The sequence below is a fragment of the Actinoplanes sp. NPDC019969 genome, from assembly GCF_055562375.1.
This window is the reverse complement of record NZ_JBVHFK010000023.1, coordinates 44,668-65,084: the sequence shown is the minus strand read 5'-3', so window position 1 is coordinate 65,084 and position 20,417 is coordinate 44,668. Positions and strand designations below refer to the sequence as shown.

At 72.8% G+C, this 20,417-nt stretch carries 20 protein-coding genes; 7 read left to right on the top strand and 13 right to left on the bottom strand.

What is annotated here, in order from left to right; all coding sequences use genetic code 11:
* Nucleotides 1–147: 147 nt before the first annotated feature.
* Nucleotides 148–1,533 carry a PepSY-associated TM helix domain-containing protein gene (locus ACZ3II_RS41465; RefSeq protein ID WP_465525988.1) on the top strand — a complete coding sequence of 462 codons (1,386 nt, stop codon included), beginning with the start codon at nt 148–150 and terminating at the stop codon, nt 1,531–1,533.
* A gap of 43 nt (nt 1,534–1,576) precedes the next feature.
* Here the strand turns inward: ACZ3II_RS41465 and ACZ3II_RS41460 are convergent, their stop codons facing one another.
* The 7 genes from ACZ3II_RS41460 to ACZ3II_RS41430 all read right to left on the bottom strand — a co-directional run bounded on the left by ACZ3II_RS41460 (nt 1,577) and on the right by ACZ3II_RS41430 (nt 9,357).
* Nucleotides 1,577–2,431, bottom strand: a complete 855-nt coding sequence (locus ACZ3II_RS41460) for a methyltransferase domain-containing protein (RefSeq protein ID WP_465525986.1) — start codon at nt 2,429–2,431, stop codon at nt 1,577–1,579.
* Nucleotides 2,432–2,638: 207 nt separating this feature from the next.
* A complete protein-coding gene (locus ACZ3II_RS41455; protein WP_465525984.1) occupies nt 2,639–3,802 on the bottom strand; it encodes an aminotransferase class V-fold PLP-dependent enzyme in 1,164 nt (387 codons plus the stop codon).
* A gap of 3 nt (nt 3,803–3,805) precedes the next feature.
* Nucleotides 3,806–5,113, bottom strand: a complete 1,308-nt coding sequence (locus ACZ3II_RS41450; protein WP_465525982.1) for a pyridoxal-phosphate dependent enzyme — start codon at nt 5,111–5,113, stop codon at nt 3,806–3,808.
* A complete protein-coding gene (locus tag ACZ3II_RS41445; RefSeq protein WP_465525980.1) occupies nt 5,110–6,543 on the bottom strand; it encodes a type III PLP-dependent enzyme domain-containing protein in 1,434 nt (477 codons plus the stop codon). Before ACZ3II_RS41445 ends, ACZ3II_RS41450 begins: the two co-directional genes overlap by 4 nt.
* A 53-nt stretch (nt 6,544–6,596) precedes the next feature.
* Complete coding sequence (locus tag ACZ3II_RS41440; RefSeq protein WP_465525978.1) at nt 6,597–7,637, bottom strand: hypothetical protein; 1,041 nt, start codon at nt 7,635–7,637, stop codon at nt 6,597–6,599.
* Complete coding sequence (locus ACZ3II_RS41435; RefSeq protein ID WP_465525976.1) at nt 7,634–8,341, bottom strand: TIGR03943 family putative permease subunit; 708 nt, start codon at nt 8,339–8,341, stop codon at nt 7,634–7,636. The genes ACZ3II_RS41440 and ACZ3II_RS41435 overlap by 4 nt, the downstream gene beginning before the upstream one ends.
* Nucleotides 8,338–9,357: a permease gene (locus ACZ3II_RS41430; protein ID WP_465525974.1), complete on the bottom strand. Its 1,020-nt coding sequence runs from the start codon at nt 9,355–9,357 to the stop codon at nt 8,338–8,340. Before ACZ3II_RS41430 ends, ACZ3II_RS41435 begins: the two co-directional genes overlap by 4 nt.
* 29 nt (nt 9,358–9,386) lie before the next feature.
* Here ACZ3II_RS41430 and ACZ3II_RS41425 point away from each other — a divergent pair, with 29 nt between their 5' ends.
* The 3 genes from ACZ3II_RS41425 (at nt 9,387) to ACZ3II_RS41415 (ending at nt 12,581) form a co-directional block, all read left to right on the top strand.
* Nucleotides 9,387–10,220 (top strand): SGNH/GDSL hydrolase family protein, encoded by an 834-nt coding sequence (locus tag ACZ3II_RS41425; RefSeq protein ID WP_465525972.1) that lies wholly within the window; start codon nt 9,387–9,389, stop codon nt 10,218–10,220.
* A 100-nt stretch (nt 10,221–10,320) separates the two neighbouring features.
* Complete coding sequence (locus ACZ3II_RS41420; protein ID WP_465526006.1) at nt 10,321–11,136, top strand: hypothetical protein; 816 nt, start codon at nt 10,321–10,323, stop codon at nt 11,134–11,136.
* A complete protein-coding gene (locus ACZ3II_RS41415) occupies nt 11,133–12,581 on the top strand; it encodes a methyltransferase domain-containing protein (RefSeq protein WP_465525970.1) in 1,449 nt (482 codons plus the stop codon). The genes ACZ3II_RS41420 and ACZ3II_RS41415 overlap by 4 nt, the downstream gene beginning before the upstream one ends.
* Before the next feature lie 60 nt (nt 12,582–12,641).
* Here the strand turns inward: ACZ3II_RS41415 and ACZ3II_RS41410 are convergent, their stop codons facing one another.
* Both ACZ3II_RS41410 and ACZ3II_RS41405 read right to left on the bottom strand, forming a co-directional pair.
* A complete protein-coding gene (locus tag ACZ3II_RS41410; protein WP_465525968.1) occupies nt 12,642–13,775 on the bottom strand; it encodes a glycosyltransferase in 1,134 nt (377 codons plus the stop codon).
* The gene (locus ACZ3II_RS41405) at nt 13,765–14,733 is read right to left on the bottom strand and encodes a glycosyltransferase family 2 protein (protein ID WP_465525966.1); all 969 of its coding nucleotides are present in this window, start codon (nt 14,731–14,733) and stop codon (nt 13,765–13,767) included. Before ACZ3II_RS41405 ends, ACZ3II_RS41410 begins: the two co-directional genes overlap by 11 nt.
* A 190-nt stretch (nt 14,734–14,923) precedes the next feature.
* On the opposite strand from ACZ3II_RS41405, the gene ACZ3II_RS41400 reads away from it, so the two are divergent.
* Both ACZ3II_RS41400 and ACZ3II_RS41395 read left to right on the top strand, forming a co-directional pair.
* Nucleotides 14,924–17,437, top strand: a complete 2,514-nt coding sequence (locus ACZ3II_RS41400) for an HAD-IC family P-type ATPase (protein WP_465525964.1) — start codon at nt 14,924–14,926, stop codon at nt 17,435–17,437.
* 204 nt (nt 17,438–17,641) lie between these two features.
* Complete coding sequence (locus ACZ3II_RS41395; RefSeq protein ID WP_465525962.1) at nt 17,642–17,815, top strand: hypothetical protein; 174 nt, start codon at nt 17,642–17,644, stop codon at nt 17,813–17,815.
* A 44-nt stretch (nt 17,816–17,859) separates the two neighbouring features.
* Here ACZ3II_RS41395 and ACZ3II_RS41390 read toward each other — a convergent pair whose 3' ends face one another.
* Nucleotides 17,860–18,066: a hypothetical protein gene (locus ACZ3II_RS41390; protein WP_465525960.1), complete on the bottom strand. Its 207-nt coding sequence runs from the start codon at nt 18,064–18,066 to the stop codon at nt 17,860–17,862.
* 166 nt (nt 18,067–18,232) lie between these two features.
* Between ACZ3II_RS41390 and ACZ3II_RS41385 the strand changes: the two genes are divergently transcribed.
* A complete protein-coding gene (locus ACZ3II_RS41385; RefSeq protein WP_465525958.1) occupies nt 18,233–18,901 on the top strand; it encodes a hypothetical protein in 669 nt (222 codons plus the stop codon).
* On the opposite strand, the gene ACZ3II_RS41380 is transcribed toward ACZ3II_RS41385, so the two are convergent.
* The 3 genes from ACZ3II_RS41380 to ACZ3II_RS41370 are packed head-to-tail and all read right to left on the bottom strand — an operon-like array spanning nt 18,843 to nt 20,390.
* Complete coding sequence (locus ACZ3II_RS41380) at nt 18,843–19,409, bottom strand: GNAT family N-acetyltransferase (RefSeq protein WP_465525956.1); 567 nt, start codon at nt 19,407–19,409, stop codon at nt 18,843–18,845. The two genes, ACZ3II_RS41385 and ACZ3II_RS41380, sit on opposite strands and share 59 nt — an antisense overlap.
* Before the next feature lie 31 nt (nt 19,410–19,440).
* On the bottom strand, nt 19,441–19,986 hold the full coding sequence (locus ACZ3II_RS41375) for a zinc ribbon domain-containing protein (RefSeq protein ID WP_465525954.1): 546 nt from the start codon (nt 19,984–19,986) through the stop codon (nt 19,441–19,443).
* A complete protein-coding gene (locus ACZ3II_RS41370) occupies nt 19,983–20,390 on the bottom strand; it encodes a hypothetical protein (RefSeq protein WP_465525952.1) in 408 nt (135 codons plus the stop codon). The genes ACZ3II_RS41375 and ACZ3II_RS41370 overlap by 4 nt, the downstream gene beginning before the upstream one ends.
* Nucleotides 20,391–20,417: the final 27 nt, after the last annotated feature.

The following is a 20,417-nucleotide window of genomic DNA, read 5'->3' as shown; positions in this document are numbered from 1 at the left end:
CCCGCAAGAAATCTGAAAAGTCTCTGGGAACTCCACGGCGTCCGGCGGCGACCAATGGGCGACGCCGCCAGGGCCCGGGTCGCGCGTCGACTGCAACCCCATGGATGCCGGCGCGACAGCGCCGCCGACACCTGACGAGGACAGCCGATGGCCGTGACAACCGTTCCCGCGACGCCTGCCACCAGAGAGGCCCGCCGCACGTCCGCTTTCGGCGCGCTGCTGCTGCGGCTGCACTTCTACGCCGGGGTGCTGGTCGCACCGTTCCTGGTGGTGGCGGCGCTGACCGGCCTGCTCTACACGGTCACGCCGCAGCTCGACGGGATGCTCTACGGCGACCGGCTGACCGCGGCCACCACCGGCGGCGCCACGATCCCGCTCGCGGCGCAGATCGAGGCGGCCCGCGCCGCGCACCCGGACGGAACGATCGCCGCGGTCCAGCCGGCGGCCGGCGACGAGACGACCCGGGTGGTGTTCGCGCAACCGGACCTCGGCGAGAAGCAGCACACCGTCTACGTCGACCCGCACACCGGAACGGTCCAGGGGCAGCTGACCACCTGGTACGGCTCGACGCCGGTCACCACCTGGCTCGACGACCTGCACCGCAACCTGCACCTCGGCGACCTGGGCCGGCACTACTCGGAACTGGCCGCGAGCTGGCTGTGGGTGCTGACCCTCGGCGGGATCGTGCTGTGGTGGCGGCGCCGGCGCAACGTCCGCAAGATGTTCGCCGCGGACCTGGCCGCGAAGAAGGGCGTACGCCGCACCCGTGGCTGGCACGCCGCGACCGGCCTGTGGATGAGCATCGGCCTGCTGATCCTGTCGGCGACCGGGCTGACCTGGTCGGCGTACGCCGGCGCGAACTTCTCCGCCGCCCTCGACGCCCTCGACGCCCGCAGCCCCAGCCTGGAGACGCCCGGCGCGGCCGCGCCCAGCGGCGGTCACCACGGCGCCGGCGCCGAGTCCCCCGCCGCCGTCGACCTCGGCCAGGCCGACACGGTCCTGACGGTCGCCCGCGGCAACGGTCTCACCGGCCCGGTCGAACTGACCGTCCCGGAGGCCGGCGGCGCCGCGTGGACCGTCGCCGGCATCGACAACACCTGGCCGGTCGGCCTGGACCGGATCGCCGTCGACCCGGCCACGTCGACGGTCGTCGCCCGCAGCGACTTCGCCGACTGGCCGGTGCTGGCGCAGCTCTCCAAACTGGGCGTCCAGGCACACATGGGCCGGCTGTTCGGCCCCGCCAACCAGATCCTGCTCGCGCTGCTGGCGATCGGCCTGCTGTCCGTGATCCTCTGGGGCTACCGCATGTGGTGGCAGCGCCGCCCCACCCGCACCGCCCGCCGCGCCGCGTTCGGCTCCGCGCCCGCCCGCGGCGCCTGGCTCGGCCTCCCCGCCTGGGCCATCGTCATCGGCGTCCCGGTGGTCTTCGCGATCGGATGGGCCCTCCCGCTCCTCGGCATCCCCCTGGCCGCGTTCCTTCTGGTGGACGCTCTGCTCACGCTCCGCAAGAAGCCTTCCCCGGGTACGCCGTGAGCCGCCCCCGCCGCCTTACCGCCGTGCCGCCCCGCCGACCCGCTCAGTGGGCGGCGAACGCGGCGTGCCGGCCCGACCGCCAGATGAGGCCGGCCTCCAGGAAACCGGCGGCTCGGGCCGCGTCCGCGTGCCAGGCCGGCCCGGCGGTGAAGCTGGCCGCCGGGCGGTCGCGGAAGATCTCGGCGCGGGCGGCCAGCAGGTCGTGCAGTCCCGGGTCGCCGGCGAGCCCGGCCCACCAGCGGGACCAGGCGTGCCCGGCCTCGCCCGCCGCCGGGTCGAGGGCGCGCATCACGGTCGGTAGGCCGTCGTCGGGCAGCACGTCGGCGACAACCAGCAGGCCACCGGGCGCGAGCACCCGCCGGACGCCCGCGTAGAGCGACCAGACGGATTCCGGCGCCAGGTAGTGCACCGTCATGACCGCGACGACCAGGTCGAACCCGGCGCCGGTGCGGGCCGGCCAGCCGGGATCCGCCAGGTCGGCGTGCAGCGCGGTCACCCCGGCACCCGCGGACGTCAGCACGCCGGGCTCGGGCGTCAGCACGCCGGGCTCGGACGGCATCGCGGCGTGCTGTGGGGTCACCGTGCCGTGATCGGCGGTCGCCGCGGGAGGGAGACCGTCGCGGGCCAGAGCGAGCAGCACCGGGTCGATGTCGGCGAGGACGATGCGGGCGCCGGGCCAGCGGCCGGCCATCCGTTCGGCGAACAGGCCGGGGCCGCCACCGAGGTCGAGGACGCGCCGGGGCGGTCCGTTCAGGCGTTCGGCAGTGTCGAGCACCGCTTGTTCCAGAGACGGCAGGCCGGGCACGAACCCGGCCATCAGCGCGTCCCAGCCGGCCCGCCGGGCGGCCACGCCGGCGGGGTCGAGCGGGGTGGGGGCGGGGTCGAGTGCGGTGGACATGGCGGCGGCCCCCAAGGCACGAAACGGAAAGAAACGACAATCGTTTCTAACCGCTTCGGGCACTCCAAGGTCACGTAATCACGATCAACTTCCGCGTGTGGAGTTGCGGCGCGTATGACGGCCGAACTCCACACACCAGAAGTCGCGCCGGGCCGTCGGATGGCGGGTGGCGGTCGGCGGGTTGGTGGTGGGTGGGCAGGGCGCCGGTCAGTGGTCGAGGCGGGAGAGGGACTCGAGGAGGCGGTCGACCTCGTCGGGGGTGTTGTAGACGTGGAGGCTGACCCGTACCGAAGCGGTCTTCTCGCCCTGTCTGCCCTGGCAGTGGTCGTCGGCGCGGACCAGCAGGCCGTCGCTGGCGAGGATGAAGCCCAGGTCGTTGGAGCCGATCGCGTGATGCCGGAAGGCCACTATCCCGTGGCGCTGCTGGACCATCGAGTCGGCGGTCAGGCTGCGCTGGCAGCCGAGGACCTCGTAGGCGGGCATCTTGCTGAGGCCTTCGGTGAGGCGTACGCCGAGGGCCTGGTTCCATGCCGCGATCCGTTCCAGGCCGGCCGTGTCCAGCCAGTCCATCGCGGCGGCCAGGCTGATGATGCCGCTGGTGTTGGGCGAGCCGATCCAGCCGGCCGGCCGGTAGGCGGGGCCGCGCCGGTTGCGGGCCCAGATCGCGCCGGTGCCGGGCAGGGCCATCGCCTTGTGGCCGGAGAAGACCACGAAGTCGACGTCGAGTTCGGCGACCGAGATCGGGATGTGGCCGAAGCTCTGGGCGGCGTCCAGGCAGATCGGCACGTCCGGGGCGAGGGCGCGGAGCCGGTGCACGTTCATGTCGCTGCCGTAGACGTGGTGCACGTGGGTGGCCGCGATCAGCCGGGTCCGCGGGCCGACGGTGAGGCGGCGGTGGTCGTAGTCGTGGGCGGCGTCGTACGGGATGGCCCGCACCGCGATCCCCGCCATGGTGGCCGCCTCCACCCACGGCATGCTGTTGGCGTTGTGGTCGGCGAACGGCACCAGGATCTCGTCGCCGTCGCGCAGCTGGGGCAGCAGCCAGTCCCGGGCGACGGCCCGCAGGCCCTCGGTGGCGCCGCTGACGAACTGCACGGTGGACTCGGCCGGCGCCGGGTCCCCGAGGAAACGGCGCAGCCGGTCGCGGGCCTGTTCGATGCGGGCCGTGGTGCGGTTGGCCCACGGGTAGGTGCCGCGGGCGGCGTTGGCGTTGCCCGTGGTCAGGTACGTGATCACGGCGTCCAGCACGGCCTGCGGCTTCTGGGCGGTGGCGGCGCTGTCCAGGTAGGCGACGTCGGGGTTGGCCGCGATCATCGGGAACTGTTCGCGGAGGCCGCGCTGCCAGCCGGCGAGATCGTCGAGGACCGTCATGGGTCAGTCCCGGACCAGGTCGAGGCCGGCGTCGCGCCAGGCGATGATGCCGCCGGCGAGGGAGCGGGCGTCGGGGTGGCCCATCCGGGTGAGGAGGGCGGCGTACGCGGCGGAGCGCTCGCCGACCGGGCAGACCAGCAGGACCGGTTGCCGGCGGCTGAACGGCAGGCCGGCGTGCAGCATGTCGGCGAACACCTCGTCGGCGATGTTGATCGAGCCGTCGATGTGCAGGGCCTGGTAGGCGTAGGGGTTGCGCAGGTCCACGACCAGGGCGTCGCGAGCGAAATCCACGGCGCCGGAAACCGGCATGGCCGCGACAGCGGATATTTCCGACTCGGTGACGGAGCCGACCGAATGAGGGCGCGGCGGGCGGCCGAACAGGGCGGGCCGGCGGTCCCGCAGGTAGCTCAGGTAACTCTCGACCCGGTCGCAGACGATGAAGACCGCGGAGCGGCGGGGGCCGTCGTCCACCGTACGCAGAAAACGCAGTGCGCCCTCGAACGCGCCGCCCCCGGTGGGTCCCGCCAGGATGCCGCACCGCCGGACCAGGGTGAGCAGACCGTCGATGGCCTGGTCCGCGCTGACCTCCGCGATGGTGTCGTAGACGCCGGGCTCGAAGAGGCCGACCTGATGCACCTCGTCGATGGTGCGGATGCCGGGGATGAAGTCGCTCTTGGCGGCGACCAGCCCGACGACGTGGGTGTCCGGGTTCTGCTGGCGCAGCGCGCGGGCCACCCCGGTGGACGATCCGGCGGTGCCGACGCAGGCGATGAACCAGTCCGGGGCATTGCCGTCGAGGTCCTTGACGATCTCCGCGCCGGTGCCGGTGAAGTGGGCTTCCACGTTGCGCTCGTTGAAGTACTGGTCGGTGTGCGTCCAGCCGCCGCCGGTCGCGTTGAGCCGCTGGTACATCCGGGTGAGCGGGTCCTCGGTGTCGCTCGGGTCGAGGCATTCGGACTGGCCGGGCAGCTCGTCGATCTCGGCGCCGAGCAGCAGCAGGAGATCCTTGATCTCGGGGACCTTCATCCGGTTGGTGACGCTCCGGAACGTCAGCCCGTGCATGCCGGCGATCAGGGCGAGGGCCTTGGCGGTGTTGCCGCTGGACAGTTCCACGACGGTGTCGCCGCGTTCCACGGCGCCGGGCAGCAGTGGCCGGACCATGTTCCAAGCGGCGCGGTCCTTCACCGACCCGAACGGGTTGAGCAGTTCCAGCTTGGCGTAGAGGTCGATGGTGCGCAGGCCGTGCACGTCCGGGTCGATGCGGACCAGTGGCGTGTTGCCGATGGCGTCGGTGATGTCGTCGTACCTCATGGCGGCTCCGGGGGCGGGTGGATGGGCCAGTACTCCTCGTCGAGGCTCCAGTGCCACGACTCGCCCACGCGGAAGGCGGCAACCTTCCGGGCGGGCGGCTGGTGCAGTGCCTGGGTGGCGGTCAGGTCCATGAAGTAGCCCGCCGCGTTGACGAAGGCCAGCAGGTCACCGGGTCGCGGCCGGGACGGCAGGAAGACCTTGCGCCGGGTGATCAGGTCCGATTCGAGGCAGAGGTTGCCCAGCAGGTAGACACCGGCCGGCTCACCCGGGCGAGCGCCCACCAGGATCGGGTCCATCAGGACGCCGTGCTCCTCGAGCGAGACGTCCCGGGCGTTCAGGGCCAGCCGGACCAGCACGTCGCCGCCGTCGTCGCGGACCTCGACGACCCGGGCGACGACCAGGCCGCACTGGTCGAGCAGGGCCCGGCCGGGTTCGACGTCGAGGTCGTACATGTGGTCCAGCAGCAGCGATCCGAGCGGGCGGCGCCGGCCCGGGGCGGGGGTGCCGAGGAGCCGGTCCAGGTAGGCGGCGCCGAACACCTCCCGGTACGCCGGGTAGAGCGCGAGAGTGCCGCGCAGGGTCCCGGACTCGGCGCGCAGACCGTACCCGTATCCGTTCCAGGTGAGCGGCGGCCGGTTGCCGAGGACCGCCTGGGCCAGCTCGGACGTGTACCGCTCCCACTCCCCCTCGTCGGCCAGGTAGCCCAGGCCGAACCCGCCGCCGACGTCGACCGTCCACGGCCGCAGCCCACGGGCCCGGCAGCGTTCCAGGGCGTCCAGGCAGCCCTCCAGGGCGGCCGCCTTCTCCGGGAGGGAGACGGTGTCCAGGTGGTACGCCACACCGGTCAGCTCCAGCTGCCGCTCGTGTTTCTGCACCACGTCGAGCAGGGTGTCGAGCCGGGACAGCGGGACCCCGAAGCGGCTGCGGCGGCTCATCACCCGTACGCCCGGGGTGTCGAACCCGGACAGCCGGGCCAGCACCCGCACCCGTGGCAGGTCGTGTGCCGTGACCAGGGCGGCCAGCTCGGTCAGCTCGGCGATCGAGTCGGCGCTGACGGTGACGCCGGTGCGCGCGGCCAGCCACCGGTAGGGGCGGTCCTTCGGCCCGGTCGCCAGGATCCGGTCCGGGGTGAACCCGGCGCCGAGCGCGTGCTGCAGCTCGCCGAGCGACGCCACGTCGACGCCCGCCTCGGTGGCGGCCAGCTCACGCAGCAGGGCGGACGACCGGTTCGCCTTGTGCGCGAAGTGGATCCGGCCGCTGAGGCGATGGGCCCGGACGGTGTCCCGGAAGGCGGCGACGTTGGCGTGCAGGGCCTGCGGCAGCACCACGTCGACCGGTGAGCCGAGGCCGCTCACCAAATGCTCCAGCAGGTCGCCCTGGTCGAGCAGGTCGCGGGTGATCGACTCGGTCCTCGGCGTCAGGAAGAGCACTCCCCCAACGTATCCGCCGTCACCACTCTCCGCAAAGGAGTGAACACCGTGAGTCAGATGGTTCGCAGGTCAAGCGTGTGCCAGACGGGCGCCTCCTGGCCGCCGGTCGACCACCAGAGCATGCCGTCCTTGGTGGCGGCCATGTCCGCGGCGACCGCGACCGGCACCGATCGTCTGCTCTCCAGGTCGTGGACCAGCAGCGCGGACGTGCCGGTGAGGTCGGCGTTCGGGCCGGGCACCGACAGGATCTCGAACCGGCCGAGCAGCGCCACGTCGTTCACCCCGGCCTGGGTGTCCGGGCCGGCGACCCGGCGGCGGTCCGAGCCGTCCGGGCGCATCAGGTCGATCCGGGCCAGCCCGGCGCTGGTCGCCACCATCACCCGGCACCAGGACGGGTCGCACATCGCCCACTCCGCGCCGGAGAACGGGATCCGCAGCTCCCTGCCGTCCTTCAGGTTGCGCATCAGGACCTCGCCGGTCTGCCCGCCGGTGTCGTCGGTGAGCCACGGCCAGGCGGACAGCGCCCACCGGCCGGGCTCGTCCCGTACCGTGACCGCGCCCCCGGTCAGGGCCACCGACCGGATCTGGGTCGTCTTGTCGCCGTCGCCCGCCGTCCAGTGCACTCGGCCGTCGGCCACCACCAGATCGTGCTGGTTGCCGTAGAACAGCGTGTTCCCGGTGTCCGCGGTGAGCCGCCGCGGCTTGCCCTCGGACCTGTGGGCGGCCCAGATCTCCACCGGCTCGTCCCCGGCCTGCTCGGTCCAGATCAGCTCGTCGCCGGCCGCGGTGACCACCTCGAAGCGGGGCTCGCCGGTCACCGGCAGGCGGCGCAGCTCGCGGACGATCCCGGACTTCTCGATCAGCAGCTGGATCTCGTCGCCGTCGGTGAAGGTGCCGACGGCGGTGGTCGCGTCCAGGAAGTACAGCGGGTCGACGGTCAGGTTCGGCAGGTCGGCGCGCTGCGCGGCGGGCCACAGCTGCTCGGCGGTGATCGCCGACGGGGCGGCCTGCGGGGCGGGCGGAATGGTGCCGGCGATCAGCGCCCCGGCCGCGACCAGCGCGACCGCGAGGGGGATCCAGCGGGCGCGCGTCACTCGTACTGCTGCTTCGGTGGGGTGGCCGGCTGCCACTGCTCGACCTCCAGGTACGCGATGTCGGCCTGGTTGACCGTGTCCTTGCCACGCTGCGCGGTGTACCTGCCGGTGACCTGCACCCACGTCCCGGACGGCACGTCGATGACCGGGCCGCCGGTCAGGCCCACCTTGATCGGGCGGCCGTCGGCGGCGCAGCAGCTCACCACGATCCGGGCCAGTTGCACGCCTTCGGGTGACGTGTTGACGAAGCCGATCAGCTGCAGCCGCCGGCCGGACAGGCTGCGGCCCTCGTCGTAGATCGCCCGGGACGCGTAGTCGAGCAGCCCGATCGGGGCCGGGTCGGCGGACGGCAGCGGCGGGTAGTCGGAGCTGCCGCTGACCTGGACCGTGCCGGACTGGCCGGCGGTGAACGAGCCCAGCGCGGGCGGGGCCACCAGCAGCAGGCCGAGCACCGGGAGGATGAGCAGCCAGCCGACGCGCGGCTCGTGGTGCGCGTGCCCGTGGTCGTCGTGGTCCGTGGAGGAAGCGCCGCGGAACTCGTACCAGATCGTCATGACCGCGGCCAGGACCAGCGCCGCGCCCGCGGCGATCAGGAAGGGCCGGAGGCCCTCCTTGACATACCGGAGGTAGAGGTCGCTCAGCGAGGCCCTCAGGATCGCCCCGCCGAACAGGAACAGCACCACCGCCTGCGCCTGCCGGTTCACAGCAGCACCAGCCCGAAGCCGGTCGCGGCGACGATCGCCAGCACGAACGTGGCCGGCGCGAACCGCGAGGTGAAACCGCGGCCGAACACCCCGGCCTGCATCGAGATCAGCTTCAGGTCGACCATCGGGCCGACCACCAGGAACACCAGGCGCGAGGTGAGCGAGAACTGCGACAGCGACGCGGCGACGAAGGCGTCGGCCTCGCTGCAGATCGAGAGGAGGACGGCCAGGACGGCGAGGGCCAGCACCGACAGCACCGGCTGCGCGGCGAGGGTCTGCAGCCACGCCTCCGGCACGATCACGTTGATCGTCGCGGCGGCCGCGGCGCCCAGCACCAGGAACCCGCCCGCGTGCACCACGTCGTGCCGGCACGCCGACCAGAACGCCCGGCCCTTCGACGTGCCGTCCAGGTCGGGCCGGTGCGGCAGCCTGATCCACTCGGTCTTGCCGAGGCGCAGCCACAGCCAGCCCATCACCACCGCGACGGTCAGGCTGGCCAGGCCGCGGGCCAGCACCATCGCCGGGTCGTCCGGGAAGGCGACGGCGGTCGCGGTCAGCACGATCGGGTTGATCGCGGGCGCGGCGAGCAGGAACGCCAGCGCGGCTGCGGGGGTCACGCCCCGCCGGATCAGGGACCCCGCGATCGGTACGGCGCCGCACTCGCACCCCGGGAGGACGACGCCGGCCACACTCGCCGCCGGGACCGCGAGGGCCGGGTGCCGGGGCAGCGCCTTCGCCCAGAACGAGCGCGGCACGAACACCGCGATCACGGCCGACAGCAGCACCCCGAAGACCAGGAACGGCACCGCCTGCACGAGCACCGAGACGAACACCGTGGTCCAGGTCTGCAGGCGTTCGCCGTCGATCAGCCCGGAGATCCGATCCCGGAAGATCACCAGAAGCACCAGGAGGACGGCCAGGACCTCCACCTCGATGGACCGTTGTCGTTCCGCCGTAAGGCGGGGTTCTCGCGGCGTCACAGCACTGGAGTATGCCGCAGTTCGGCTGTCAGGCATGATTCCGGGGATCACACGATGGTGGAGGAATGACTTTGAAGCGACGTTTGACCGCGGTCGTCGCCGTGGCGCTGGCGGCCACATCGAGCGCCTGTTCCGGTGGCTCCGGCGAGACCGGCGCCACGGAGGCCGTGAAGGCGACGGACTTCGTCGCGCTCGGTGACTCGTACGCCGCCGGGGTCGGCTCCGGGAACTACGGCGACGACAAGAACTGCATGCGGAGCTTGGACGGCGGATACCCGCAGCTGTTCGTGAAGGCGCGCACCGCGGCCACGTTCGGCAAGGTCACCGACGTCTCCTGCGGCGGCGCGGTGATCAACGACGTGCGGTACGAGCAACTGTCCGCCCTCAGTGACACCACCGGCTGGGTGACCCTGACCGTCGGCGGCAACGACGCCGGCTGGTCCACCACGCTGCAGCAGTGCATGCTCGGCACCGACGCCACCTGCAAGACCTCGGTCGAGCAGGCGGTCACCAAGGCCGAGAGCACGCTGCCGGCCGCGCTCGACGACCTGTACAAGTCGATCCGCAGCAAGGCCCCGAACGCCAAGGTGTTCGTCCTGGGGTACCCGCATCTGGTCGCCGAGCCGGGCAAGTCCGGGGTGGCCTGCGAGAGCCTGACCGACCCACGGCGCGCGGCGCTGAACAAGGGCGCCGACTCGCTCGTCGAGATCATCAAGGCGCGGGTGGCGGCGGCGCAGGGCTTCACGTTCGTCGACGTGCGCAAGGCGTTCGAGGGGCACGGCGCGTGCACCGCCGAACCGTGGATCAACGGGCTCACCGGCAACCTGGCCGAGGCGTTCCACCCGAACGCGCAGGGCTACCAGGCGTACCTCAAGGAGCTGGTGGCCGTCGCCTCCTGACGGCCCCGGCGGGTGGCGTGGCGGCTGATCCACAGCGGCCCGCCACCCTCCGCTCATAGCGTGTTCGTATGACGTACGCCTCGCCGCGATGGGATGGGCCGTGCACCACGCGAACCACTACTACGGACACTCGTCCGTGCTCGCCCGGTACTGCGGGTTCGACTCCGAACTGCCGCTGATCCGCGGCTACCTGCAGCACGGGTGGAACATCGGCGACGGGATGGCGCCCGACCACGAGTTCACGCCGGGGATCCCGTCGTTCGTCTGGAGCGAGCGGACCCGGCGGCGGGCCTGGTCGATGGGGCGGCGGCAGGTGTACGTGACCGGGGCGCCGTGGGCGTACCTGGTCGCGATGGATCCGCCCGCCCCCGGGGACCGGGACGGGACGATCTACTACCCGTTCCACGGCTGGGAGGGCCAGCACGTCCAGGGCGACCACGATCGGCTGATCGACGAGATCCGGGACACCGAGGAGGGGCCGGTCACCGTCTGCCTGTACTGGCAGGAGTACCGGACCCCGGCGGTGCGCCGCCGTTACGAGGCGGCCGGGTTCCGGGTGATCTGCCACGGCTACCGGGGTGGCTGGTGGAAGGACCTGGACCCCGACTTCCTGGTACGGCAGTACGCCGAGCAGCGCAGGCACCGGCGGGTCGCGTCGAACCGGCTGTGCAGCGCGGTCTTCTACGGGGTCCTCGCCGGATGCGAGCCGGCCGTCTACGGCGACCCGATGCAACTCGACGGCGAACGTGACCTGTTCGGCGGCCGCTCCCGCATCCGCGGCCAGTGGGCGGCCCTGCACGGCGCCACCGTCGACCTGGACACCGCCCGCGCCGTCACCGCCGACGAACTCGGCGCCGACCGGCTCCTCTCCCCCGCCGAACTCCGGCGCCTCTTCCACTGGCAGGCCGCGGCATGACGACTCCCTCCCTCAACGGCGCCATGCCGCACTGGTCCGATCAGCACCCGGTCCGCGGGGCGGTCCTGCGCGAGCTGCTCAGTGTCGCCGGCGGTGACGTGCTGATCGCCGGGCCGCACGATCCGTCATTGATCGACGCGGTGGCGGGCCGGGTGACAGTGCTGGTGCGCGGGGCGCCGGACGCGGCGGAGCTGGCGGCCCGCTACGCGGACCGGCCGGACGTGCGGATCGGTTGCGGCAGCCTGGCCGATCTGACGGCGATCGCGGCGTACGACACGGTGGTCGCCCTGGACGGCCTGGACCGTACCCGCTCCACCGAATCCCCCGACCTGACCTGGTCCGACGGGGTCGCCCGGCTGCGCACCGCGCTGCGTCCCGGCGGCCACCTGCTCCTGACCGTCCCCAACGCGCTCGGCCTGGACCGCCTGCACACCGCCGCCACCCCCGGCGACGGTGACTGGGCCGTCCCGAGCGACTCGACCCGGCCGGCCGGGCTCGCGCCGCTACGCGCGCACCTGCGCGACGCCGGGCTCGTCGTGCGGCAGGACTACGCGGCGTACCCCGGCCCGCGGGAACCCGCCGCCCTGCTCAGCGAGGACGCTCTCACCGACCCGGAGCTGCACGGCGTCCTCACCGCCGCGCTGCGCCGGGCCGGCCTGCCGCCCGGCCCGCTGCTGGCCGACCCCCGCCCGCTCGCCGCGGACCTGCTCCGGCACGGTCTCGCCGCCGCCCTGGCCCCGGCGTGGATCGTCGTCGCCACCCGGGCCGGCGACCGGCCGGTGGAGCGGGATCGTGCCGAGGCCCGGTTCGCCGGCGCCCACCTGGTCCGTACCGGTCAGGGCTGGTCGTGGCACCCGTCCGGCGACCCGGTCCCGGCCGGCCGCTGCCTGCACGACGCGCTGCTGGCCGCCGCCCGGGCCGCCGACCAGCCGGAACTGCGCCGTCTCCTGACCGCCTGGCAGTCCGGCCCGGCCGCCACCATCGGCGCCGACGAGATCGTCCTCGCCCCCGGCGGCGGCCTGCACCCGCTGCCCGCCCCGACCCGCCGCCCCGGCGGCCGTACCGAGGTGCTCCAGCGCCTGGCCGCCGCGCTGCACCGGGAGGGCGTCGCCCACCTGTGGCCCTTCGACGGCGCCACCGAGCTGCTGGCCGCCATGTCCGGGATCGACCTCGCCCCGTTCCCGGAGCCGCCGTCCACTCCGGAGACCCTGCGCGAGCTCCGGGACGCCCACGACCGCCTCACCGAGCAGCTGAGTCAGACAAAGACCCAATTGGCCTGGTACGAGCAACGCGCCGCGACCCTGCAGCGTGACCTGTCCCGCGCCAACCGTGTCATCGCGGTCCTGAAGGGCACCACTCCCGGCCGGGCCGCCAAGGCCGTCCTGGACGGCGCCCGCTCCGGCAAACGCCTGGCCCGCGCCGCCATCCGCCGCCTCCGCCCCTGAGCTGGTTCTGAGGGCTGTCTCAGCGTCGCTGAGACAGCCCTGACAACCAGCCGGGCAAGGTCAGTGGGCCGGTGCGGGGGCGGTTGCGGCGGCCTCGTCGTAGAGGTCCTCCAGGCGGCCGGTCTGGGTGTGCAGGTTGAAGCCGGCCGTGACATGGTCGCGGGCGTGGGTGCCGAAGCGCCGCCGCAGGTCCGCGTCGCCGAGCAGGCGGGTGACGGCGGCGGCCAGGGCGTCCGGGTCGGCCTCCGGGACGAGCAGCCCGGTCCGCCCGTCGAGCACCGCCTCCGGGATGCCGCTGTGCCGGGTGGCCACCACCGGCAGGCCCAGCGCGCCGGCCTCCAGGATCGTGGTGGGCAGGCCCTCGGTGTCGCCGTCGGGGGCGGTCTTCGACGGGGCGGCCAGCATCCGCGACTCGGCGAGGTGCCGCTGGACGGACTCGGGCGGCTGGCTGCCGACGAAGGTGGCGTCGACACCCAGGCGCTCGGCCCGGTCGCGCATCGCGGGGAGCAGCGGGCCGTCGCCGATGAGCAGGGCGCGCGGCCGTGGCGTGCTCATCCGGGACAGGGCGGTGAGCAGGTCGTCGACGCCCTTCTTGGCGACGAACCGGCCGACGAACGCGACGTCCCACCGTTTCGGGACCATCGGGACGGCGGCGGGCACCTCGACGCCGGTGTAGTGCACGCGGACCTTGGCAGGGTCGGCGCCCCATCTCTCGGCGTGGCCGCGGATCACCTCGGACACGGCGACGACCAGGGTGGCCCGGGCGAAGACGCCGCGCAGGTTACGGCGGTAACGGAGGCCGTGCAGGCCGGGGCTCTGCGGCTGGCGGGTGACGTCGTGGCCGTGCACGGTGACGATCAGCGGGACGCCGAGCTGCTGCGCGGTCCGGCTGACCAGCCAGCCGTCACCTCCGAAGTGGGCGTGCACCAGGTGGGGCCGGACCCCGGCGAGCACGCCGCGCAGCCGGGGGCTGGCGCCGGACAGCCGCAGGCGCATGAACTCGCGGCGCCCGGGGGGACCGTCCGGGAAGGTGATCACGTCGTCCGGCCGGGCCAGCGCCGAATCCACCCGGGTCGCCCCCACGTAAATCGGTGACCAGCGGCTCAGCGCGTCCCCCTGGCCCCGGATGAACGTCTCGGAGCCGAGCAGCAGCGCGCTGCGCCAGATGGCGACCCGCCGGCGGTCAGGCGACATCGACCGGCTCGCGGGCCTCGGTGGCGGCGCGGCGGCCGACGACGATGTCGCGGAGGCGGTGCCGCACGGCCGGTGGCAGGGCCCAGATCTGCAGGTGGGTGAGGTAGTCGAGGGCGCCGGGGCGGCCGTTGCGGCGGGCCTCGGCGAGCAGTTCCCGGAAGTCGCGGCGCCGGCGGGACGGCGCGGCCATCGAGCTGAGCACGCTGAGGGTGAAGGCCGCGTACGCCCGCGGGGTGAACAGGTGCCGGCTGCCGCGGAGCCATTCCAGCTGTTCCTCGTACGGGTTCTGCAGGCTGATCCGCTCCCGGTCCTCGTCCTGATGCCAGAGCACCAGCGGCTCCGGGGCGTAGATCAGCTCCACGTCGTCCTCCCGGATCACCCGGAGCGCCCAGTCCAGCTCCTGCTGGCGGCGCAGATCCTCGGTGAACGGTATCCGGCGCAGCAACTCCGTCGGCGCCAGGATGGTCGACGTCTGGATGAAGCCGTCGCCGTAGAACAGTCCCCGCCGGACGGTGAAGTACTCGCTGAGCGGCTCGCCGGGTCCGGGCAGCCGGCGCGGCATGACCGAGTCGGCACGCGGGGTCCGGTTGATCAGGCGGCTGGCGACGACCGGCAGCCGGGCGGACGATCCGGCGGCGAGGCCGAGCTGCACCGCGATCTTCTCCGGCAGCCACTCGTCGTCGTCGTCGAGCAGGGCGGTGTACCGGCCGCGGGCCGCGCGGGCGCCGACGTTGCGGGCGTGCGGGGCCCGGCCGCGTTCCGGCAGGACGATCACCCGCAGCCGGGGGTCGCCGATGCCGGCCAGAGTCCGGGCGGTGTCCTCGTCCGGCCCGTCGACGACGACGACCACCTCGAGGTCACGGTGGGTCTGGGCCAGGGCGCTGCCGACCGCGCGGGCCGCCAGGTGCGGGCGGTTGCAGGTCGGGATGACGACGCTGACATCCGGTTCAGCAGACATGTCGACTCGCTTACGCAGGGAGGGGAACCGGCGGCGCAGCCGGGCGCGGTCGAGTCGACGCTAGGGGCGAGCGGCGAGCAACATCGTGACGCATGGTGCACAAGAACCAAACATACGGTGGCCGGTGCGGACCCGGGCGAAAACGGCCTCGAAGCCGGTCATCCCAAATGTACGGTTAGGTGTGAAACAGGTGACGCTCGCGCCGGCCGGTGGTCTGACCACGGCGGAGGCGGAGGCCCGGCGCCGGCGGGGCGAGGCGAACACCGCTGTGCAGGGCGGTACCCGCGGCTACGCGGAGATCCTGCGCACCAACGTGTTCTCGTTCTACAACCTGATCCTGTTCGTGATCGGCGGGGCGCTGCTGGTGCTGGGCCGCTACAGCGACGCCCTGGTCAGTGTCGGTCTCGGCCTGATCAACGCGGTGATCAACGCGAGCCAGGAGATCCGGGCCAAGCACAAACTGGACCGGCTGCAGCTGCTGGAGCGCACCGGGGTGCTGGTGGTGCGGGACGGCCAGGAGGCCGAGATCACCCCCGACCAGGTGGTACGAGGTGACGTGCTGCGGGTCCGGCCCGGCGACCAGATCGTGGTGGACGGGCCGCTGCTGGACGGCGGCCGCCTGGAGGCCGACGAGTCGCTGCTGACCGGCGAGTCCGATCCGGTGGTCAAGCACCCCGGCGACGACCTGCGCTCCGGCAGCCTGTGCGTGGCCGGCGACGGACACATGCAGGCCCGGGACGTCGGGGCGGACAGTTACGCCGGCCGGCTCACCGCCGAGGCCCGGCGCAGCACCACCGACAAGACCCCGTTGCAGCGGCGCATCGACTTCATCGTGCGGCTCGTGATGGCGCTGACCGCGCTGATGAGCGGGTGCATCCTGGCGCAGGCGGCGCTCGAGGGGTTCAGCGTGCTGCGGGTCGTACAGATCACCGCGGTGCTGTCCGGCCTCGTACCGTACGGCCTGTTCTTTCTGATCGCCCTGGCCTACACCGCCGGGGCCGTCCGGATCGCCCGGCACGGCGCGCTGGTGCAGCAGGTCAACGCGGTCGAGTCGGTCAGCAACGTGGACGTCGTCTGCACCGACAAGACCGGCACGCTGACCACCGGGCAGCTCACCCTGGACGAGATCGTGCCGCTGGGCGAACACGAGTACAACGAGGCGGCCGAGGCGCTCGGCGGGATCGCGCACAACTGCGCCAGCCCCAACCTGACCGCGATGGCGATCCTCGGCGCGCTCAGCGGGCCGGTCTGGGAGATCCGCGACGAGGTGCCGTTCTCGTCGTCGCTGCGCTGGTCCGGGCTGGTCACCGCGGACGACGGCACGTGGGTGCTGGGCGCCCCCGACGCGCTCGCCGGCCGGCTGCGGCAGCCGCTGCCCGCCGGCGAGGTGACCGAGCGGACCGGGCGCGGGCTGCGGGTGCTGCTGCTGGCCCGGGCCGCCGACGGGCTGCGCGACGACGCGGGCCGGCCGGACCTGCCGATGCTGGAGCCGGTGGCGCTCGCCGTGCTCGCCGACGAGTTGCGCCCGGAGGTCGTCGCGACGGTGGCCCGGCTGCACGCCGACGGCGTACGGATCAAGGTGCTGTCCGGCGACGATCCGCGGACCGTGGCCGCGATCGCCGCGCGGGCCGGGATCGCCGGCGACGAACCGGTTCCCGGCGCGGCCCTGGACGGCCTGGACGATCCGGCGCTGGACGCGGTCGTCGCCCGGACCAGCGTGTTCGGCCGGGTCGCGCCGGAGCACAAGGAACGGATCGTACGGTCGCTGCGCCGCCGGGGCCGGTACGTCGCGATGATCGGCGACGGGGTGAACGACGCCCGCGCCCTCAAGCAGGCGCACGTCGGCGTGGCGATGCGCTCGGGCAGCGCGGTGACCCGCGACGTCGCCGACATCGTGCTGGTCGACGACAGTTTCGCGGCGCTGCCACCGGCCCAGCACGAAGGCCGGAAGATCATCAACGGGATCGGGGTGTCGCTCTACGTCTTCCTGGCCCGGGTGGCCAGCCAGGGCCTGGTGATCCTGTCGGTGACCATGCTGGGGCTGTCGTTCCCGTACTCGCCGACGCAGGTCGGTCTGACCATGTTCACCGTCGGCATCCCCACCGTGTTCCTCACCATGTGGGCGAAGCCGACCCCACCGGACCCGCACATGCTGCGCAACCTGGTGCGGTTCGTGGCGCCGGCCGCCGTGGTCACCGCCAGCTTCGGCACCGCGATCTACGCGATCCTCTACTCGATGATCACGCACGGGTTCAGCTCCGGCCGCACCCCCGAACGGATCATCCACGAGTTCGAGCGGTCCACCGGCCTCACCTCCGGCGTCGACGTCGACTTCACCGAGGCCGCCGCGACCATCCTGGCGCAGACCGGCCTGTCGACGTTCTTCTGCTTCGCGTCGTTCCTGCTGATCAGCTTCCTGCTGCCGTACTCGCGGGCGTTCGGCGCGTGGACCCCGCCGACCGGCGACCGGCGGCCCGCGTACCTGGTCATCGCCCTGTTCGTGATCTTCAGCGCGGTCCTGAACGTCCCGGTCCTCTGGGAGTACTTCGGCCTGATGAAGCCGTCGAAGCCGGTGTTCTTCGTGGTGCTGCCCGCGCTGATCCTCTGGTACCTCTCGCTGACGGTGGTGTTCCGGCTGCGCCTGTTCGACCGCCTGCTCGGCCTGGATTTCTCCGAGGACGGAATTTCCTCAGGTACGGGGTGAGCCTGCCGACTGTCGTCGCCGTGCCGGCCGGTTGCCTTGGGGGGTCTTGGCAGCCGGCCGGGCATCTCACGCCTTCGTGATGAACTCGTGCGTGGCCAGGAACCGTTCCTTGAGCCTGTGCCCGCCTCCGAATCCGCCCCGGCCCCGTCCTTCCCGAACGAGTCGAGCAGGTCCTGATACGCCTTGTCCCGGAAGGTGATCCGGATGGTGTGCGCCCGGGCCGCGTCGAACAGATCGGTCGTTCCGGCGATGTTCACCGAGACCTCGCCGCCGCCGGCGTCGCCGGCACTCGTGACCAGCGGCGCGACCCGGACCGTACTGAACACCACCGGGAACGCGACCAGGACGGCAGCGCAGGTGGCGAGCAGTTTCCAGTAGTGCCGGACCCCGAACCGGGATCCGGTGGACCAGCCGCCGTCTCATCAGAGGTCCGTCTGGTCGTACCCGGTCAGGACCGTGACCCGCTGGCCGCCGGTCCGCTCGCCCAGCCTGCCGATCAGCTCGCTCATCACCAGGAAGATGAACCCGGCGTCCCGGGTCTCCTTGATCTCGTACCGGTTGAACGAGTGCAGTCTGCCGGGCGCACGCAGGGCGTGCCCGGCATGGTCGGCGCCGTGCGGGCGGTTCATGACGCCTGTCCACGGCGATCGAGGACAGAGCGACCTCGACGCTCCCTGTGAAATCCGTGGGAACGACAGATGAACCACAGGTGGCCGCAGGCGCGACCTTGCCTACCGGCCGCCACGCGTCTACGTTGACGGAACGACGTTTCCCCCAACGAAACAAGGGGTACGGATGCTCAGCGCGCTCCTCGGCCTGATCGCCGTCGCACAGGCCGTCCTGCTGAGCCGGGTCGCCGTGCTGCGCCGCCACCGGCCGGACCGGTCGCTCACCCTGCTGATCCTGGTCGGCCTGGCGCTGGTCGGGGACAACGCCGTCCTCGCGATCGGCGCCACGATCGGCGAGGGCGACACGCTGCGGACCCTGTCGGTGCCGCGGTATGTCACGCACGCCCTGCTGGTCCCGCTGCTCATCATGGTCGCGGTCGGGCTCGGCCGGCGGCACGGCGTCCGCACGCTCGTCGGCGCCGGGGTGCCTGCCGCCCTCGGCGTGCTGACCGTCGTGCTGATCGCCGCCGGGATCCGGCTCGACATCGTCGCCCTCGATCTCGAGCCGACCCGGTACGCCGACACCCTGCGCTACACCAACGCCGCCGCGCACGGCCCGCCCGTCCCGGCGATCGTCACCATCCTGGTGCTGATCGGCCTCGGCGTGCTGCTGGCCCGGGCCGGTCAGCCGTGGCTGCTGGGCGGCTCGGTCGCGATGTTCGCCGCCGCGGCGGCCGGCGCGGTCGCCTTCTGGATCGGCAACGTGGGCGAACTGCTGCTGATCATCGGCATCTGGCTCACCGCGTCGCGGGTGCTCCGGGATGACGCATCACCCAGATCGGCAGTGGCACGCTGACCTCGGCGACCACCTCCCAGCCGGCCCGGCGGTAGATCCCGACGTTGACCGGCGTGCTGGTCTCCAGCACCGCCGGCAGCCCGTCCTCGGCGGCCCGGCGCAGCCCGGCCGCCATCACCGCCCGGCCCAGCCGGCGCCCGGCGAACGCGGGGTCGGTGCCGAGCACCCCGAGGTACCAGAACGGCTCGTCCGGCAGGGCCGCGTGCACCGCCTCGTCGTACGCCTTCACCCGCTCGTACGCCTCGGCCGGCACGTCCAGCTCGCCGGCCGGGGTGCCGCCGCCGGGCGGCTCCCAGATCGCGGTGGACGCGCCGCCCTCGACGGTCCAGACGGTGCCCCGCTCGACCCGCTTGTCGAAGAGGTGCCCGAAGAAGGCCGCCGCCTGCTCCGGGTAGTCCACATCGGCCGGAAACAGGAACCGCAGCACCGGGTCGGCGGCGAACGCCGCGACGAGGGAGTCCACGATGCGCGGCCGGTCGGCGGTCGACGCCACCATGATCTCGGTCATCCTAGGAGACTAGTGCAGTGTCCACGAACGTTCACCGGGTTGGTGCCGGTGATGTTGTGGATCCTCGTGCACGGGTGTGTGCGAGCGACTCCCCGCCGGGGGTGGTGGGGCGGGCCTCCGCTGGCCAACCGACCCTCCTGCTGCCGTGTGGTGGCGGCGGGGGGCACGTCGTGCGTTTCGGACACCGGGCGGGTGCCGTCCGGCTCGACGGTGACGTGACCACCCCACCTGACGCTGGTGGTGGTGGCGCTGCCCGGGGTGCGGTGGCGATGGTGAACGCCGCGGTGAGACCACGGTGTCCGGAGAATGTGCAATGCCGGCAGGTCATGGTCCTGCCGCGCGGTTCGGGGATGCGCCGGTGGCAGGCGGGGCAGGTGGAGGAGCTGCCACGTTCGTCGACCGGGTGGACCCGGATCCCGGCGAGGGCGGCTTTGTCCTGCAGGACCTGCAGGGTCCGGCCGATCTGCCACTGCCGTAACCGCAGGTTGTGCCGCCGCCCGGCCGGCAGGTCCAGGACCCCGCGCGGGTTACCGACCGTCAACGTCCCGACCTGTTGGTCGACCGCCCAGCCGATCACGATTTTTGCCGCTTCGTGCAGGGCTTGACGGACCTGCCGCCGATGCCGACCTTCGACCAGGCGGGCGCGGCGTCGGGTCTTGCGCCAGCACCGGGAGCCGCGTTGCCCTTTGCTCGGGGCGCGGGCGGCGGTGGCGCGGCGGCGGAGAACCAGGCGTCACTGTAACGACGTAACACCGACCGGGCGCCCGCGCTGTCCAGCTCCTGGAACGTGCCCGGCCCGGACTCGGTCAACAGCCGGCACAGCTCCTGATAGCCGGCAGCCGGCCGGTCACCGCGCCGCCACCACGCGTTGATCTCCAGCACGCAGGCCCACAGGTCACCGGCGGAGCGCAGCAGGCCGAAGCACCGCTGCCGCTGGCCTCGGGTCAGGCGCAGGCCGATCCGGGCAGTGCGATGCACCACCGGACCGGCACCCTCCACCCGCTTCCT

What these genes read in the sequence shown, in the direction of transcription:
- ACZ3II_RS41465 (WP_465525988.1), top strand. Translation starts at nt 148, where the DNA reads ATGGCCGTGACAACCGTTCCCGCGACGCCTGCCACCAGAGAGGCCCGC.
- ACZ3II_RS41460 (WP_465525986.1), bottom strand. Translation starts at nt 2,431, where the DNA reads ATGTCCACCGCACTCGACCCCGCCCCCACCCCGCTCGACCCCGCCGGC.
- ACZ3II_RS41455 (WP_465525984.1), bottom strand. Translation starts at nt 3,802, where the DNA reads ATGACGGTCCTCGACGATCTCGCCGGCTGGCAGCGCGGCCTCCGCGAA.
- ACZ3II_RS41450 (WP_465525982.1), bottom strand. Translation starts at nt 5,113, where the DNA reads ATGAGGTACGACGACATCACCGACGCCATCGGCAACACGCCACTGGTC.
- ACZ3II_RS41430 (WP_465525974.1), bottom strand. Translation starts at nt 9,357, where the DNA reads ATGCCTGACAGCCGAACTGCGGCATACTCCAGTGCTGTGACGCCGCGA.
- ACZ3II_RS41425 (WP_465525972.1), top strand. Translation starts at nt 9,387, where the DNA reads ATGACTTTGAAGCGACGTTTGACCGCGGTCGTCGCCGTGGCGCTGGCG.
- ACZ3II_RS41415 (WP_465525970.1), top strand. Translation starts at nt 11,133, where the DNA reads ATGACGACTCCCTCCCTCAACGGCGCCATGCCGCACTGGTCCGATCAG.
- ACZ3II_RS41410 (WP_465525968.1), bottom strand. Translation starts at nt 13,775, where the DNA reads ATGTCGCCTGACCGCCGGCGGGTCGCCATCTGGCGCAGCGCGCTGCTG.
- ACZ3II_RS41405 (WP_465525966.1), bottom strand. Translation starts at nt 14,733, where the DNA reads ATGTCTGCTGAACCGGATGTCAGCGTCGTCATCCCGACCTGCAACCGC.
- ACZ3II_RS41395 (WP_465525962.1), top strand. Translation starts at nt 17,642, where the DNA reads ATGGTGTGCGCCCGGGCCGCGTCGAACAGATCGGTCGTTCCGGCGATG.
- ACZ3II_RS41390 (WP_465525960.1), bottom strand. Translation starts at nt 18,066, where the DNA reads ATGAACCGCCCGCACGGCGCCGACCATGCCGGGCACGCCCTGCGTGCG.
- ACZ3II_RS41385 (WP_465525958.1), top strand. Translation starts at nt 18,233, where the DNA reads ATGCTCAGCGCGCTCCTCGGCCTGATCGCCGTCGCACAGGCCGTCCTG.
- ACZ3II_RS41380 (WP_465525956.1), bottom strand. Translation starts at nt 19,409, where the DNA reads ATGACCGAGATCATGGTGGCGTCGACCGCCGACCGGCCGCGCATCGTG.